12 protein-coding genes are annotated in these 15,788 nt (G+C 62.9%); 8 read left to right on the top strand and 4 right to left on the bottom strand.

Features of this window, described 5'->3' with window-relative positions; genetic code table 11:
* Positions 1–92: 92 nt before the first annotated feature.
* Positions 93–707: an NAD(P)-dependent oxidoreductase gene (locus tag ACN6NG_RS04380; RefSeq protein ID WP_063422258.1), complete on the bottom strand. Its 615-nt coding sequence runs from the start codon at positions 705–707 to the stop codon at positions 93–95.
* A 28-nt stretch (positions 708–735) separates the two neighbouring features.
* Positions 736–1,611, bottom strand: coding sequence for an MBL fold metallo-hydrolase (locus ACN6NG_RS04375; protein WP_474313046.1), 876 nt, complete (start codon positions 1,609–1,611; stop codon positions 736–738).
* A gap of 102 nt (positions 1,612–1,713) precedes the next feature.
* Here ACN6NG_RS04375 and ACN6NG_RS04370 point away from each other — a divergent pair, with 102 nt between their 5' ends.
* Entirely contained in the window at positions 1,714–2,619 is a 906-nt protein-coding gene (locus ACN6NG_RS04370) for a LysR family transcriptional regulator (protein ID WP_063422259.1), read from the top strand.
* Between the two features lie 252 nt (positions 2,620–2,871).
* On the opposite strand, the gene ACN6NG_RS04365 is transcribed toward ACN6NG_RS04370, so the two are convergent.
* The gene (locus ACN6NG_RS04365; protein WP_016498133.1) at positions 2,872–3,741 is read right to left on the bottom strand and encodes an isocitrate lyase/PEP mutase family protein; all 870 of its coding nucleotides are present in this window, start codon (positions 3,739–3,741) and stop codon (positions 2,872–2,874) included.
* Between the two features lie 362 nt (positions 3,742–4,103).
* Here ACN6NG_RS04365 and ACN6NG_RS04360 point away from each other — a divergent pair, with 362 nt between their 5' ends.
* Positions 4,104–5,555 (top strand): MDR family MFS transporter, encoded by a 1,452-nt coding sequence (locus ACN6NG_RS04360; protein ID WP_063422260.1) that lies wholly within the window; start codon positions 4,104–4,106, stop codon positions 5,553–5,555.
* A gap of 99 nt (positions 5,556–5,654) precedes the next feature.
* Here ACN6NG_RS04360 and ttgR read toward each other — a convergent pair whose 3' ends face one another.
* The gene (gene ttgR / locus ACN6NG_RS04355) at positions 5,655–6,287 is read right to left on the bottom strand and encodes an efflux transport transcriptional regulator TtgR (RefSeq protein ID WP_016498131.1); all 633 of its coding nucleotides are present in this window, start codon (positions 6,285–6,287) and stop codon (positions 5,655–5,657) included.
* 258 nt (positions 6,288–6,545) lie between these two features.
* On the opposite strand from ttgR, the gene ttgA reads away from it, so the two are divergent.
* The 6 genes from ttgA (at position 6,546) to ACN6NG_RS04325 (ending at position 15,709) form a co-directional block, all read left to right on the top strand.
* A complete protein-coding gene (ttgA, locus tag ACN6NG_RS04350; RefSeq protein ID WP_061202926.1) occupies positions 6,546–7,700 on the top strand; it encodes a toluene efflux RND transporter periplasmic adaptor subunit TtgA in 1,155 nt (384 codons plus the stop codon).
* Between the two features lie 3 nt (positions 7,701–7,703).
* Positions 7,704–10,856, top strand: a complete 3,153-nt coding sequence (ttgB, locus tag ACN6NG_RS04345) for a multidrug efflux RND transporter permease subunit TtgB (RefSeq protein ID WP_016498129.1) — start codon at positions 7,704–7,706, stop codon at positions 10,854–10,856.
* A complete protein-coding gene (locus ACN6NG_RS04340; protein WP_016498128.1) occupies positions 10,853–12,307 on the top strand; it encodes an AdeC/AdeK/OprM family multidrug efflux complex outer membrane factor in 1,455 nt (484 codons plus the stop codon). Before ttgB ends, ACN6NG_RS04340 begins: the two co-directional genes overlap by 4 nt.
* Before the next feature lie 318 nt (positions 12,308–12,625).
* Complete coding sequence (locus ACN6NG_RS04335) at positions 12,626–13,882, top strand: OprD family porin (RefSeq protein WP_474313042.1); 1,257 nt, start codon at positions 12,626–12,628, stop codon at positions 13,880–13,882.
* 202 nt (positions 13,883–14,084) lie between these two features.
* A complete protein-coding gene (locus ACN6NG_RS04330; protein ID WP_016498126.1) occupies positions 14,085–15,008 on the top strand; it encodes a LysR family transcriptional regulator in 924 nt (307 codons plus the stop codon).
* Between the two features lie 176 nt (positions 15,009–15,184).
* Positions 15,185–15,709 (top strand): Mpo1 family 2-hydroxy fatty acid dioxygenase, encoded by a 525-nt coding sequence (locus ACN6NG_RS04325; protein ID WP_174370241.1) that lies wholly within the window; start codon positions 15,185–15,187, stop codon positions 15,707–15,709.
* Positions 15,710–15,788: the final 79 nt, after the last annotated feature.

The raw sequence follows: 15,788 nt of genomic DNA, 5'->3' as shown, positions 1-15,788 counted from the left end.
CCCAAATTTGTGCGGCGACGCGGAAATCCTGGGGGCGCTTTGCGCCCCTTTCGCGACACAAGGCCGCTCCCACAAAGAGCCGTGCAGGCAGCTCAGTAGCCGACGGTAAACCGCTGCCGCGAATGCGCCGGCCTTTCCAGTTCGTCGAGCATGGCAATCGCATAGTCGGCGAAGGTGATCCAGCTCTTGCCATCCGCACCGATCAGCAGATGATCCTTGCCCACTTTGTAGCGCCCACTGCGCTCACCTTCAACAAACTCCGCCGACGGTGAGAGGAAGGTCCAATCAAGGTTTGGCTCGCGCTGCAACGTCTCCAGAAAACGCACCCCGGCAGTGGCTTCGGCCTTGTAGGCTTCCGGGAAATCCGGGCTGTCGATCACCCGATGCCCCGACGGCAGCAACAAGCTGCCCGCACCCCCCACCACCAACAGGCGCTTGACCCCGGCCCGCTTGACCGGTTCGATGATCGCCTGCGGCTCGATGGTCGAGAAATGCGCTGCGCTCAACACGGCGTCCACACCCGTTACCGCCGCTTGCAGGGCGGCACTGTCCTTGGCATCCAGCGCCTTGACGGTCACCCCTTCACGCCCCTGCAGTGGCGAAGGGTCGCGGGCGATGGCCAGCACACTGTGGCCACGGCGCAGGGCTTCTTCCAGCAACTGGCTACCAGCGCGGCCAGTGGCACCGATGATTGCGATCTTGCTCAAGGGAATAATCTCCATCAATTGAACGGAATTACCACTTCATCTCGCCCTTGGCGACCTTGGCCCCGAGCTCCAGCGAGCTTTCATCGGCCAGGCCCGGGTAACGCTGCCTCATGGCCTTTATCACCGCGTTGGCGTCTTTCGCCTTGGCGGTTTCAGCATCGAACCCACGAATGTAGTCTGCGGTGAAACGCACAGCTTTCAGTGAACGGCTGCTGTCTCCCAGGTAGTGCCCAGGGATGACCGTGCGTGGCCCCAGCGCTTCGATGTGCGCCAAGGTGCCAAGCCAGTCGGCGCGGGACTTGGCCGATTGAGTATCGGCCATCCACACATGAATGTTCTCGGACACCACCACGCCACCCACCACCGCCTTGATTGACGGGATCCACACGAAGCTGCGGTCTGGCTGCGGGCCGTCCAGGCCAACCACGTCGAGGGCTTGCCCTTCCAGTGTCAGGCGCTGGCCTTCGAGCACCTGCGGCACCACCAGTCGCGCCGGTTTGTCTGCCCCCATCTGCGGCCCCCAGTACGCCAGCTTGGCATCCATGGTCTGGCGGATATGTGTAACCGTGGCGGCAGAGGCCAGCACCTTGGCGTCGGGGAAGGCCTGGGTCAGGGTGTCCAGGCCAAAGTAATAGTCCGGGTCGCCGTGACTGATGTAGATGGTGGTCAGGTGTTTGCCGCCAGCCTGCAGGCGCTGCACCAGTTGCTGGGCCTGGGCCTTGCCGAACTGGGCATCGACCAGCACGGCATCGTGCTCGCCACTGACAATCACCGAGCTGACCGGGAAAATGGCCGCGTGCCCGGGGTTGTAGACGTCCAGTTGCAACGGTCCGGCAGCCAGCGCCGGGCCGGCCAGGGTCACGCAGGCCAGTAGCAGGCCACGCAGGGGGGTGATCAGGGACATGGGCAAGGCCTTCAGTTGAACGATGCCCAACAGCTTAGTTGCCCGATCCGTGACAAAAAATGCCATGCTTGGACATAGTTTGTTTCTAAAACCGGGCAAATCATGGACCGTCTCAACGCCATGCGCGTTTTCGTCACCGTCGTCGACCTGGGCAGCCAGTCAGCAGCGGCAGACCACCTGCAGCTGTCTCGCCCCGTGGTGTCGCGTTACCTGGCAGAGCTGGAGGACTGGGTTGGCGCGCGGCTCATGCAGCGCACCACTCGCAAACTCAGCCTCACCGCAGCCGGCCAGGAAACCCTGCCCCGCTGCCGGCAACTGCTGGAACTGGCCGGCGACCTGCAGGCCGCGGTGCAGCAGCCGGATGACGCGCCAAAAGGCGCGCTGCGCATCAGCGTCAGCACCTCGTTCGGCCAGGCGCAGCTGGTGGACGCGGTGGCTGCCTATGTACGGCGCTATCCTGGGGTGAAGGTGGAACTGCAAATGCTTGATCGCACCGTCAACCTGGTGGATGAACGCATCGACCTGGCCATCCGCACCAGCAACGAGCTGGACCCCAACCTGATCGCCCGGCGCCTGAGCGTGTGCCGCTCGGTGGTGTGCGCGTCCCCGGCCTACCTGAGCGAGCACGGCGTACCGCAACGGGTCGAGGACCTGAGCCGGCACAACTGCCTGACCCATGCCTATTTCGGCCATAGCCTTTGGCATTTCGAGGTAGCCGGCCAGCCAGTAGCCGTGCCGGTCGCGGGAAACATCAGCGCCAACGAAGCAATGACATTGCAGAAGGCGGCACTGGCCGGCGCTGGCATCGCCATGCTGCCGAGCTACCAGACCGCCGACGCCCTGCGCAGGGGCAAACTGGTGCGCCTGCTGCCCGAAGCGCAGCCGCGTACCCTGAACCTGAATGCGGTTTATACGTCGCGCAAGCACATGCCGGCGACCTTGCGCAGCATGCTGGATTTCCTGGTGCAGCGGTTCAAGGACGAGCCGGAGTGGGATCGGGATCTGTAACGCGGAATTTGGCCTAAGCTGGAAGGTATCACCTATTGCTGTAACAGGAGGTGAGTAGCATGGGCATCAAATCCAGAAGAGTCGCCCTTGTCATGGCCATGACGGCCGTCGCAGGGCTTTATGGTTCTGCTTGCTGGCGCGCCGAGCTGCTACGCAGCCAGCCCAGCGCCGCAGCCAGCTGCGAGCAGGCACATTGCGTGCCTCACACTGCAACCTTGAGCGCCGTCCGTTGAGTTGACGGCGCCCTGCCGGTCACTCTTCGACGCTCATGTATTCCTTGGCCCAGCGGATGTAATCCTCGGGCTGGGTGTAGGTGTGCGAGAGTTCGGTGGCGCTCAGGTTTTCCGACTTGTTCTGCTTGCCACGCTGCAAGCGCAGGCAATCGTAAGTGGCCTTGATCGCAGCGAAGTAGGCGCCATGGCCGTCGACTGCGATACGCACACCCAGGCGCGCCAGACGTTCATCGTCATGCAGGTTGGGGTTGCCATAGGTAACCAGCATCAGCGGCACCGTCAGGTGCTCGGCAATCTGCTCGAGCTGCTCGAAGTCCTTCACGCCCACCATGCAGATGCCATCGGCACCGGCCTTCTGGTAGCTCTGGGTGCGCACGATGATTTCTTCGGTGGTGAGCACGCCAGCGTTGGTGCGGGCGATGATCGACAACGACGAATCTACCCGAGCCTCCAGCGCCGCACGAATCTTGCCAACGCCTTCCTCGACCGGGATCAGGTCGGTGGACTTGCGCCCGAACTGGGCAGGCAGCAGGGTGTCCTCGATGGTCAGCCCGGCCACGCCGGCGCGCTCCAGTTCGATCACCGTGCGCATCACGTTCAGCGCGTTGCCGTAGCCGTGGTCGGCATCAGCCAGCACGGGCAATTGCGCTACCCGGCCAATACGGGTGGCCTGCTCGACGAATTCGCTGAGGGTAATCAGGGCGAAGTCCGGCGCGGCCAGTACCTGCAACGAAGCGACAGAACCACCCAGGATGCCGACCTCGAAGCCCAGGTCTGCGGCAATGCGTGCCGACATCGGGTCGAACACCGATGCCGTGTGGTAACAGGAACCTGAAGCGAGCAGTTCGCGGAAGGCAAAACGCAGATCTTGATGGGAAGCCTTGGGCATGATCACTCCGCAAATAAGTTGAAATTTGAACGGTAACTACCGACCCCTGTAATCGGGTCTACCTGACCTGTTCCAACCGTCGCCATCTGGGCGGTCATGCTCGACATGCAGGCAGAGGAATAAAAGGTGTGGGAGACAGCGGGCTGAAAAACCTGCGGCATATTGTTGCACCAAGCTGGTGCAAGCCCCGGATTTCAGCCCCTGTGGCATACCAACGATATCACGCAGCCATGCTGCACTGGATGAATGCGCCAATGCCGATTCGGCATAGGGGATGCAGATAGTACATAGGAAGCTACCTAACTCAGGTTACAATCCGACTTGCCCGCGAAGAGGCCGCCACAGACAAACAAGGTATTCCCGTGACCGCCGCCCTGCCCCCCACCACACTGCGCAACGTGCTGACCGCCCTGATGCTGGCGATCTTCCTCGGCGCACTGGACCAGACCATCGTCGCCGTATCGCTGCCCGCGATCTCGGCTCAGTTCAACGATGTCGGCCTGCTGGCGTGGGTCATCTCCGGTTACATGGTGGCCATGACCGTGGCCGTGCCGATTTACGGCAAGCTGGGTGACCTCTACGGGCGGCGGCGGATGATCCTGACCGGCATCAGCCTGTTCACCCTGGCCTCGATCGCCTGCGCCCTGGCCCAGGACATGCAGCAACTGGTGCTGGCCCGGGTACTGCAGGGCATTGGCGCGGGCGGCATGGTCTCGGTCAGCCAGGCAATTATCGGCGACTTCGTGCCCCCGCGTGAACGCGGCCGCTACCAGGGCTATTTCAGCAGCATGTATGCAGTGGCGAGTGTCGCCGGGCCGGTGCTGGGGGGATGGTTGACCGAGTACCTGTCATGGCGCTGGGTGTTCTGGATCAATCTGCCGCTGGGGCTGGTTGCCTTGTGGGCGATCCACCGGGCCCTGTGCGGCATGCCGGCGCAGCGCCGCGAGGCACAGGTGGACTACCTCGGCGCCGTGCTGCTGATCCTCGGCCTGGGCAGCCTGTTACTGGGCATCACCCTGGTCGGCCAGGGCCACGCCTGGGTTGACCCGGCCGTAGTGGCCCTGTTCGCCTGCGCCGTGCTGGGCCTGGCGCTGTTCGTCGTTCATGAGCGCCGCTGCCCGGAGCCGCTGCTGCCCTTGGGCCTGTTCGGCAACCGGGTGGCGGTGCTGTGCTGGGGCGTGATCTTTTTCGCCAGCTTCCAGTCGATTTCGCTGACCATGCTCATGCCGTTGCGCTACCAGGGCATCACCGGCGCCGGTGCCGACAGCGCCGCCCTGCACCTGCTGCCACTGGCGATGGGGCTGCCCCTGGGCGCCTTCACCGGCGGGCGCATGACCAGCCGGACCGGGCGCTACAAGCCGCAGATCCTCGCCGGAGCACTGCTGATGCCCGTGGCCATTTTTGCCATGGCGTTGACCCCGCCACAGTCTGGGTGGCTCAGCGCAGTGTTCATGCTGCTGACCGGCATTGCCTGCGGGTTGCAGTTCCCGACATCGCTGGTGGGCACGCAAAGCGCGGTGGACAGCAAGGACATCGGGGTGGCCACCAGCACCACCAACCTGTTCCGTTCGCTGGGCGGGGCCATGGGCGTGGCCTGCATGTCCAGCCTGCTGCTGGCGCTGCTGCACCAGGGCGGGTTTGAAATGCTGGGGAATCCATTGCTGGGGAGCCTGAAGGCCGGGGAGGTGGACCTGGTGACGCAGGGCCGGTTGACGGAGACGTTCCGGCATTTGCTGATGGGCAGTACGCTGGTTGCGGTGCTGGGGGTGTTTGCGGCATTTGCGCTGCCCGACCGGCAATTACGCGGCCGCTGAAGGGTGCGCTGTTCCTGCGCTTCGTTCAGGGCACCCCGGAAGTATTAATCCTCTCTTAATACAAACGGGAAACACTCCCTCACAATCCTTAACAAAGTGTCATTTGCGCAGGGCCGGGCTCAAGCGCAGCATATCCAGCCCGGTGTCGACCCATTTTTCGACATCGCCCGCCAGATCGACACTGTCAGGCAGCAACAGCCAGCGCCCGATCAGGCCATCGACATAGGCAAACATCGCCACCGCTGCGCGCTCGACATCCAGCGCGTCAGGCAACTGGCCCCGGCGAACGGCATTGGCCAACGCCAGGGCAATGCCCTTGTGGCAATCCAGTACCGCGCCCTGGCGCTGCTGGCGGATTTCACACATGTCATCGGTGAACTCGCACTTGTGATGCAGAATTTCATTGATACGCCGGGTTCGGGCATCGAGCACCAACTCGTTGAACACTTGCAGCAGCAACTTGCGCATGCAGCCAAGCGGGTCGACTTCGTCCTCGCTTTCACTCGCCCGCGCCAAGTGGTCATGAGTTTCGTGCAGGCTGTCGAGCAGCGCCTGCACCAACTCTGCCTTGTTGTTGAAGTGCCAGTAGATCGCCCCGCGCGTCACACCCGCCAGCTCGGCGATGTCGGCCAGGGTGGTTCGCGCAACCCCGCGCTTGTAGAAGGCCTTTTCCGCTGCCTCGATGATCTGGGCGCGGGTTTCCTGGGCTTCTTCTTTGGTTCGACGGACCATGGCAGTACAACCTCATCTGGCCCGAACGCGCGGCGCGTGCGGGGGACGCTCCGGGGGCACCTCTGCAGGGAGCCTCGCGGATGAGCTAATCAAGAGCTGTGGCAGTACCTGAGTACAACCCAGCGGTATTTACAAACAACCATGAATGTAAGTATATTCCTTAGCAAGCTATTTATCCACCGGATAGCAATTTTTCCAGATCAAGATCTCTTCCATTACTCTTGAGCGTCTCCCTGCTCCAGCGACCCGAGGATCCTCATGCAATTCAAGCCAGCCGTTACCGCTCTGGTTTCCGCCGTCGCCCTGGCAACCCTGCTCAGTGGCTGTAAGAAAGAAGAAGCAGCGCCAGCGGCGCAGGCTCCTCAGGTCGGCGTCGTGACCATCCAGCCGCAAGCCTTCACCCTGACCTCGGAATTGCCGGGGCGTACCAGTGCCTACCGGGTCGCCGAAGTGCGCCCGCAGGTCAACGGCATCATCCTCAAGCGCCTGTTCAAGGAAGGCAGTGAGGTGAAGGAAGGCCAGCAGCTGTACCAGATCGACCCTGCCGTGTACGAAGCCACCCTGGGCAACGCCCAGGCCAACCTGCAGGCTACCCGCTCGCTGGCCGAGCGCTACAAGCAGCTGATTGACGAACAGGCCGTTTCCAAACAGGAATACGACGACGCCAATGCCAAACGATTGCAGGCCGAGGCTTCGCTGAAAAGCGCACAGATCGACCTGCGCTACACCAAGGTCCTGGCGCCGATCAGCGGCCGTATCGGCCGTTCTTCGTTCACCGAAGGTGCACTGGTGAGCAACGGTCAGGCTGACGCCATGGCCACTATCCAGCAGCTCGACCCGATCTACGTCGACGTTACCCAGTCCACCGCCGAGCTGCTCAAGCTGCGCCGTGACCTGGAAAGCGGCCAGCTGAAAAAGGCCGGCGACAACGCCGCCTCGGTTCAGCTGGTACTGGAAGACGGCAGCCTGTTCAAGCAGGAAGGCCGCCTGGAATTCTCCGAAGTGGCGGTCGACGAGACCACCGGCTCGGTCACCCTGCGCGCCCTGTTCCCCAACCCCGATCACACCCTGCTGCCAGGCATGTTCGTGCATGCGCGGCTGAAGGCCGGGGTCAACGCCAACGCCATCCTGGCACCGCAACAGGGCGTGACGCGCGACCTCAAAGGCGCACCAACCGCCCTGGTGGTCAACCAGGAGAACAAGGTCGAACTGCGCCAGCTCAAGGCCAGCCGTACCCTGGGCAGCGACTGGCTGATCGAGGAAGGCCTCAACCCAGGCGACCGCCTGATCACCGAAGGGCTGCAGTACGTGCGCCCGGGCGTCGAGGTCAAGGTCAGCGAAGCCACCAACGTCAAGAAGCCGGGCAGCCCTGATCAGGCCAACGCGGCCAAAGCAGACGCCAAAGCGGAGTAAACCATGTCGAAGTTCTTTATCGATCGCCCGATCTTCGCCTGGGTGATCGCCTTGGTGATCATGCTGGTCGGCGCCTTGTCGATCCTGAAGCTGCCTATCAACCAGTACCCCAGCATCGCGCCGCCGGCCATCGCCATCGCCGTGACCTACCCGGGCGCTTCGGCGCAAACCGTGCAGGACACCGTGGTGCAGGTGATCGAGCAGCAGCTCAACGGTATCGACAACCTGCGTTATGTGTCGTCGGAAAGCAACTCCGACGGCAGCATGACCATTACTGCCACCTTCGAACAGGGCACCAACCCCGACACCGCCCAGGTCCAGGTTCAGAACAAGCTGAACCTGGCCACCCCATTGCTGCCGCAGGAAGTGCAGCAGCAAGGTATCCGCGTCACCAAGGCAGTGAAGAACTTCCTGCTGGTGATCGGCCTGGTGTCCGAAGACGGCAGCATGACCAAGGACGACCTGGCCAACTACATCGTCTCCAACATGCAGGACCCGATCTCGCGTACTGCCGGTGTGGGTGACTTCCAGGTGTTCGGTGCGCAGTACGCCATGCGTATCTGGCTCGATCCGGCCAAGCTGAACAAGTTCCAGCTGACCCCGGTCGACGTCAAGACCGCCGTGGCCGCGCAGAACGTGCAGGTGTCGTCCGGCCAGCTCGGCGGCCTGCCAGCGCTGCCTGGTACCCAGCTGAACGCCACCATCATCGGCAAGACCCGCCTGCAAACCGCCGAGCAGTTCGAGAAGATCCTGCTCAAGGTCAACAAGGATGGCTCCCAGGTACGACTGGGTGACGTCGCGCAAGTGGGCCTGGGCGGTGAAAACTACGCGGTCAGCGCTCAGTTCAACGGCAAGCCGGCTTCCGGCCTGGCCGTAAAACTGGCTACCGGCGCCAACGCCCTGGACACCGCCAAGGCACTGCGCGAGACCATCAAAAGCCTGGAACCGTTCTTCCCGCCTGGCGTGAAAGCGGTATTCCCGTATGACACCACCCCGGTGGTCACCGAATCGATCAGCGGTGTGATCCACACCCTGATCGAAGCTGTGGTCCTGGTGTTCCTGGTGATGTACCTGTTCCTGCAGAACTTCCGCGCCACCATCATCACCACCATGACCGTACCGGTGGTGTTGCTGGGTACGTTCGGCATCCTTGCCGCCGCAGGCTTCAGTATCAACACCCTGACCATGTTCGCCATGGTCCTGGCCATCGGCTTGCTGGTGGACGACGCCATCGTCGTGGTGGAGAACGTCGAACGGGTCATGTCCGAAGAAGGGCTACCGCCCAAGGAGGCGACCAAACGTTCGATGGAACAGATCCAGGGCGCCCTGGTGGGTATTGCCCTGGTACTGTCGGCGGTACTGCTGCCCATGGCGTTCTTCGGTGGCTCCACAGGTGTGATCTACCGGCAGTTCTCCATCACCATCGTGTCGGCCATGGGCCTCTCGGTGCTGGTAGCGCTTATCTTCACCCCGGCACTGTGCGCCACCATGCTCAAGCCGCTGAAGAAAGGTGAGCACCACACCGCCAAAGGCGGGTTCTTTGGCTGGTTCAACCGCAACTTCGACCGCAGCGTAAACGGCTACGAGCGCAGCGTGGGCACTATCCTGCGCAACAAGGTACCGTTCCTGCTCGGCTACGCGCTGATCGTGGTCGGCATGATCTGGCTGTTCGCCCGCATCCCTACTGCCTTCCTCCCGGAAGAAGACCAGGGCGTACTGTTTGCCCAGGTACAGACCCCGGCCGGCTCCAGTGCCGAACGTACGCAGGTTGTGGTTGACCAGATGCGTGAGTACCTGTTGAAGGAAGAGGCCGACACCGTGGCATCGGTGTTCACTGTCAACGGCTTCAACTTCGCCGGCCGCGGCCAGAGCTCGGGCATGGCGTTCATCATGCTCAAGCCGTGGGGCGAACGCTCCAAGGAGAACAGTGTGTTCGCCCTGGCCGAGCGTGCCCAGCAGCACTTCTTCACCTTCCGCGACGCGATGGTGTTCGCCTTCGCGCCGCCTGCGGTACTCGAACTGGGTAACGCTACCGGCTTCGACGTGTTCCTGCAGGACCGCGGCGGTGTCGGCCATGCCAAGCTCATGGAAGCGCGCAACCAGTTCCTGGCAAAGGCCGCACAAAGCAAGGTGCTCAGCGCCGTGCGCCCGAACGGCCTGAACGATGAGCCGCAGTACCAGCTGACTATCGATGACGAACGTGCAAGCGCCCTGGGCGTGACCATTGCCGACATCAACAACACCCTGTCGATTGCACTGGGTGCCAGCTATGTCAACGACTTCATCGACCGTGGCCGAGTCAAGAAGGTGTACATCCAGGGCGAACCAAACGCGCGGATGAGCCCGGAAGACCTGCAGAAGTGGTACGTGCGCAACGGTGCAGGCGAAATGGTCCCGTTCTCGTCGTTCGCCAAAGGCGAGTGGACCTACGGTTCGCCCAAGCTGTCCCGTTACAACGGCGTCGAGGCGATGGAAATCCTGGGTGCTCCGGCCCCGGGCTACAGCACCGGTGATGCCATGGCCGAGGTGGAACGCATCGCGGGCGAGTTGCCGGACGGTATCGGCTTCTCCTGGACCGGCATGTCTTACGAGGAAAAACTCTCCGGCTCGCAGATGCCGGCACTGTTCGCCCTCTCTGTGCTGTTCGTGTTCCTGTGCCTGGCTGCACTGTATGAAAGCTGGTCGATCCCGATCGCCGTCGTGCTGGTAGTACCGCTGGGTATCATCGGTGCACTGATCGCCACCAGCCTGCGCGGGCTGTCCAACGACACGTACTTCCTGGTCGGCCTGTTGACCACCATCGGCCTGGCGGCGAAAAACGCCATTCTGATCGTCGAGTTCGCCAAGGAACTGCACGAGCAGGGCCGCAGCCTGTACGACGCAGCGATCGAGGCGTGCCGCATGCGTCTGCGCCCGATCATCATGACCTCGCTGGCGTTCATCCTCGGCGTGGTACCGTTGACCATCGCCAGCGGCGCCGGCGCCGGCAGCCAGCACGCCATCGGTACAGGTGTGATCGGCGGCATGATCAGTGCGACCGTGCTGGCTATCTTCTGGGTACCACTGTTCTTCGTCGCAGTGTCGTCGCTGTTCGGCAGCAAAGAGCCGGAAAAAGACGCCACCCCTGAAACTCCACGTTATGAGGCTGGGCAATGACCAAGTCTTTGTTGTCCTTGGCGGTAACCGCTTTCATTCTTGGCGGCTGCTCGCTGATCCCTGACTACCAAACCCCGGAAGCGCCGGTGGCAGCGCAGTGGCCGCAAGGCCCTGCGTACTCGCCGACGCAATCGGCAGACGTTGCTGCCGCCGAACAGGGCTGGCGCCAGTTCTTCCATGACCCGGCACTGCAACAGCTGATCCAGACGTCGCTGGTCAACAACCGCGACCTGCGCGTCGCGGCGCTGAACCTCGACGCTTACCGCGCGCAGTACCGCATCCAGCGTGCCGACCTGTTCCCGGCGGTTTCGGCCACCGGCAGCGGCAGCCGCCAGCGCGTACCGGCGAACATGTCGCAAACCGGCGAATCTGGCATCACCAGCCAGTACTCGGCCACCTTGGGTGTCAGCGCTTATGAGCTGGACCTGTTCGGCCGTGTGCGCAGCCTGACCGAGCAGGCGCTGGAAACCTACCTGTCCAGCGAGCAGGCGCGTCGCTCCACGCAAATCGCCCTGGTGGCCAGCGTGGCCAACGCCTACTACACCTGGCAGGCCGACCAGGCCCTGTTCAAGCTGACCGAAGAAACGCTGAAGACCTACGAGCAAAGCTACAACCTCACCCGTCGCAGCAATGAAGTCGGCGTGGCTTCTGCCCTTGACGTCAGCCAGGCGCGCACCGCCGTGGAAGGCGCCCGGGTCAAGTACTCGCAGTACCAGCGCCTGGTCGCCCAGGACGTCAACAGCCTGACCGTGCTGCTGGGCACCGGCGTTCCTGCCAACCTGGCGAAGCCGCTGGAGCTCAACGCCGACCAGCTGGCCGAAGTGCCGGCCGGCCTGCCGTCGGACATCCTCCAGCGTCGCCCGGACATCCAGGAAGCCGAGCACCTGCTCAAGGCCGCCAACGCCAACATTGGCGCGGCCCGCGCAGCGTTCTTCCCGAGCATCAGCCTGACCGCCAACGCTGGCAGCCTGAGCCCCGACATGGGTCACCTGTTTGCGGGTGGCCAAGGCACCTGGCTGTTCCAGCCGCAGATCAACCTGCCGATCTTCAACGCCGGCAGCCTGAAGGCCAGCCTGGACTACTCGAAGATCCAGAAGGACATCAACGTCGCCAAGTACGAAAAAACCATCCAGACCGCCTTCCAGGAAGTCTCCGATGGCCTGGCGGCGCGCAAAACCTTCGAAGAGCAGCTGCAGGCCCAGCGCGACCTGGTGCAGGCGAACCAGGATTACTACCGCCTGGCTGAGCGCCGTTACCGCATCGGGATCGACAGCAACCTGACCTTCCTCGACGCCCAGCGCAACCTGTTCAGCGCCCAGCAGTCGCTGATTACCGACCGCCTTTCGCAGCTGACCAGCGAGGTCAACCTGTACAAGGCGCTCGGCGGGGGCTGGTATGAGCAGACCGGGCAGGCCAACCAGCAGGCATCGGTGCAAGCACCGAAAGGCTGATTGAGTTTGTAGCAGCATCGAGCCCACCTCTACGGTGGGCTTTTTGTTTTGCCGGGCGCTGTTGTTGCTCCGAACGCTCGGCCTGCTGGAGCAGCGTTGTGCTGCGAAGAGCCTGTCAAAGCAAAACAATTAACCAACTGGAACATTCCGTTCGATTATCGCCCCGTTCCGTTTGCGGCGAATTGCCTCACCCCCGCACTACCCCGCAACATCCGCTTACGCAACGTTGCCCAAGTTCATCAAAAAAAAGACCCGCACCTGCAGGCTTGATCCAGCAGTGCACCGGCTCGCCCCATAAAAACAAGAGATCCACGACAGATGAGCACTTTGCAACCCGCACGCCAGCTGCTGCCCGGCCTGTTGGCCATGTCCTGCGCCCTCCCCGTGTTCGCCGCCAACCAAGGTGGTTTCATGGAAGACGCCAAGGCCAGCCTCAACCTGCGCAACTTCTATATCAATCGCAATTTCGTCGACCCGGCCAACCCGCAAGGTAAGGCCGAAGAATGGACGCAAAGCTTCATTCTTGACGCCCGCTCCGGCTTCACCCAAGGCACCGTCGGTTTCGGGGTGGACGTGCTGGGCCTGTACTCGGTCAAGCTCGACGGCGGCAAAGGCACCACCAACACACACCTGCTGCCCGTGCATGACGACGGCCGCCCGGCCGATGACTTCGGCCGCCTGGGTGTGGCACTGAAAGCCAAGTTGTCCGAAACCGAGCTGAAAGTCGGTGAATGGATGCCGGTACTGCCCATCCTGCGCTCGGACGATGGCCGCTCGCTGCCGCAAACCTTCCGCGGTGGCCAGCTGACCTCCAAGGAAATTGCCGGCCTGACGCTGTACGCCGGGCAGTTCCGCGGTAACAGCCCGCGCAACGACGCCAGCATGGAAGACATGTCGATGAACGGCAAAGGCGCGTTCACCTCCGATCGTTTCAACTTCGGCGGTGGCGAGTACACCTTCAACGACAAGCGCACCATGATCGGCCTGTGGGATGCCCAGCTCAAGGACATCTACCGCCAGCAATACCTCAACCTGACGCACAGCCAGCCGCTGGGCGACTGGACCCTGGGCGCCAACCTGGGCTACTTCATCGGCAAGGAAGACGGCGCAGAGCGCGCCGGCAAGCTGGATAACCGCACCGCCTCGGCCATGCTTTCGGCACGTTACCAGGGCCACACCTTCTACGTCGGCTTGCAAAAGGTCAGCGGCGACGACGCCTGGATGCGGGTCAACGGTACCAGCGGCGGCACCCTGGCCAACGACAGCTACAACTCCAGCTTCGACAATGCCAAGGAGCGTTCCTGGCAAGTGCGCCATGACTTCAACTTCGCTACCGTTGGCGTGCCTGGGCTGACCCTGATGAACCGCTACATCAAGGGTGAAAACGTCACCGTGGGCAGCGTGGATGATGGCAAGGAATGGGCTCGCGAGACCGAACTGGCCTATGTGGTGCAGTCGGGGAGCTTGAAGGACCTGTCGGTGAAATGGCGCAACTCCACCATGCGCCGGGACTTCAGCACCAACGCGTTCGATGAGAACCGGTTGATTGTGAGTTACCCGCTGAACCTGCTTTGAATGCTTCGCGGGCACGCCCGCTCCCACAGGATTGGCACCGTTTTCAGAGTGTGTGCTGGGCCTGTGGGAGCGGGTTTACCCGCGAAGAGGTCAGAAGCCCTTACAAATAACCAAAAGAAATAATCAAATCCATAAACCTTCTTGGACGACATAAGCTGTAACAGCTTGAATAGGGCCCTGATTCCCGCCCCAGAGCCGTGACATGGACCTCCGCCAGCTGCGCTACTTCATCGCCCTCACCGAATACCGCAGTTTTGTCCGTGCCGCCGAGGCCATGGGCATCACACAACCCGCCTTCAGCCGCGCCATCCAGGGCCTGGAACACACGTTCGGCTGCCCGCTGGTGGACCGCGCCAGCAAAGCCCTGCTGCCAACCCCCGAGGGCCTGGTGGTACTGCAGCACGCCCGCCGCCTGGTGCAGGGTGCCGCGCAACTGAGCAACGAAGTACTGCAAATGACCAAGCTCGACGCCGGCGAGCTGCATTTCGGCAGTGGCCCGGCGCTGGCCGTGCGCCTGGTCCCCGACGCCTTGCGCCATTTCATCGAACGCCACCCGGGCATCCGCACCTCGCTGCTGGTAGACAATGCCGAACGCCTGGGGCAGGCCCTGCGCCGTGAACAGATCGAGTTTTTCGTCGACGATATCCGACCGTTCGAAGCCGACCCCAATTTCCACACCGAGCCCCTGTCGCCACGGCCCGGCCTGTTCTTCTGCCGGCCTGGCCACCCGTTGCTGGCCAAGGACAGCCTGTCGACCAACGACCTGTTCAGCTACCCGCTGGCCAGCGCCCTGCTCGCCCCCGGCGTGCGCAAGCGCCTGGCCAACCTGAGCGGGCGCAGCGACTTCATCCCGCACCTGCAGACCGAGCACCTGGCGATACTGCGCAGCGTGGTGCAGGCCAGCGACGCCATCGGCACGGCCAGCGAGGAGGCAGTGGCCGAGGACCTGGCCGCGGGCACACTGGTGCGCCTGCACTGGCGCAACCTGCCGCCGGCGCTGGAGGTGCTGAGCGTGCGCTGCGGCGTGGTCAGCCGTAGCGGCTACCGGTTGTCGCCGGCGGCGCGGGCGATGATCGAGACGCTGGTGGGGCTGGATACGCCAGTGCGGGCTGCTGCCATTCGCTGAGCTGATGATAGTGGTGGCTGCGGGCTATCCTGAGCTATATGGGTTGCCAGTGCCGGTCCTTTCGCGGGTGAACCCGCTCCTACAGGGATCCACAAAACCCTGTGGGAGCGGGTTCACCCGCGAAAGGGCCGGCACTGGCAATACACCTAGATCAGGCACACCAGGGAGGCACAACAATGAAAACCCTCGTCGACCACCTGAGCCAATACGCCAGCTACCACCGCGACCCACGCAACATCGCCACCCACTTCGTCGGCATCCCGCTTATCGTGCTGGCAGTCACCATCCTGCTGTCACGCCCAGGCTGGGAAATAGCTGGCATGTGGCTGTCCCCTGCCCTGCTGGCAGCGGCGGCTTCGGTGTGGTTCTACCTGCGCCTGGACCTGCGCTTCGGGCTGGTGATGGGGTTGTTGCTGGGCCTGTGCCTGTGGGTCGGCCAGGTGCTGGCCGTACAGACAACAACGCTGTGGCTCAGCGCCGGGCTGGCGGCATTCGTGGTGGGCTGGATCATCCAGTTTGTCGGCCATTACTACGAAGGCCGCAAACCTGCATTTGTCGACGATGTCAGCGGCCTGATCATCGGGCCGCTGTTCGTGGTGGCAGAAGCCGCATTCATGCTGGGCCTGTGCCCGGCCCTGAAACAGGCCGTAGAAAATAACGCAGGCCCGGTAGCCATGCGTCAGAAGAACACGGTCATGTAAACATTCCATGGCCCTATCGCCGGCAAGCCAGCTCCCACAGGGATTGCATCAGGCCTGAGGGCAGTGCAATCCCTGTGGG

This window comes from Pseudomonas sp. TSO6 (assembly GCF_056098905.1).
The sequence above is the reverse complement of the archived record's forward strand: the minus strand, read 5'-3'. Positions and strand labels throughout refer to the sequence as shown.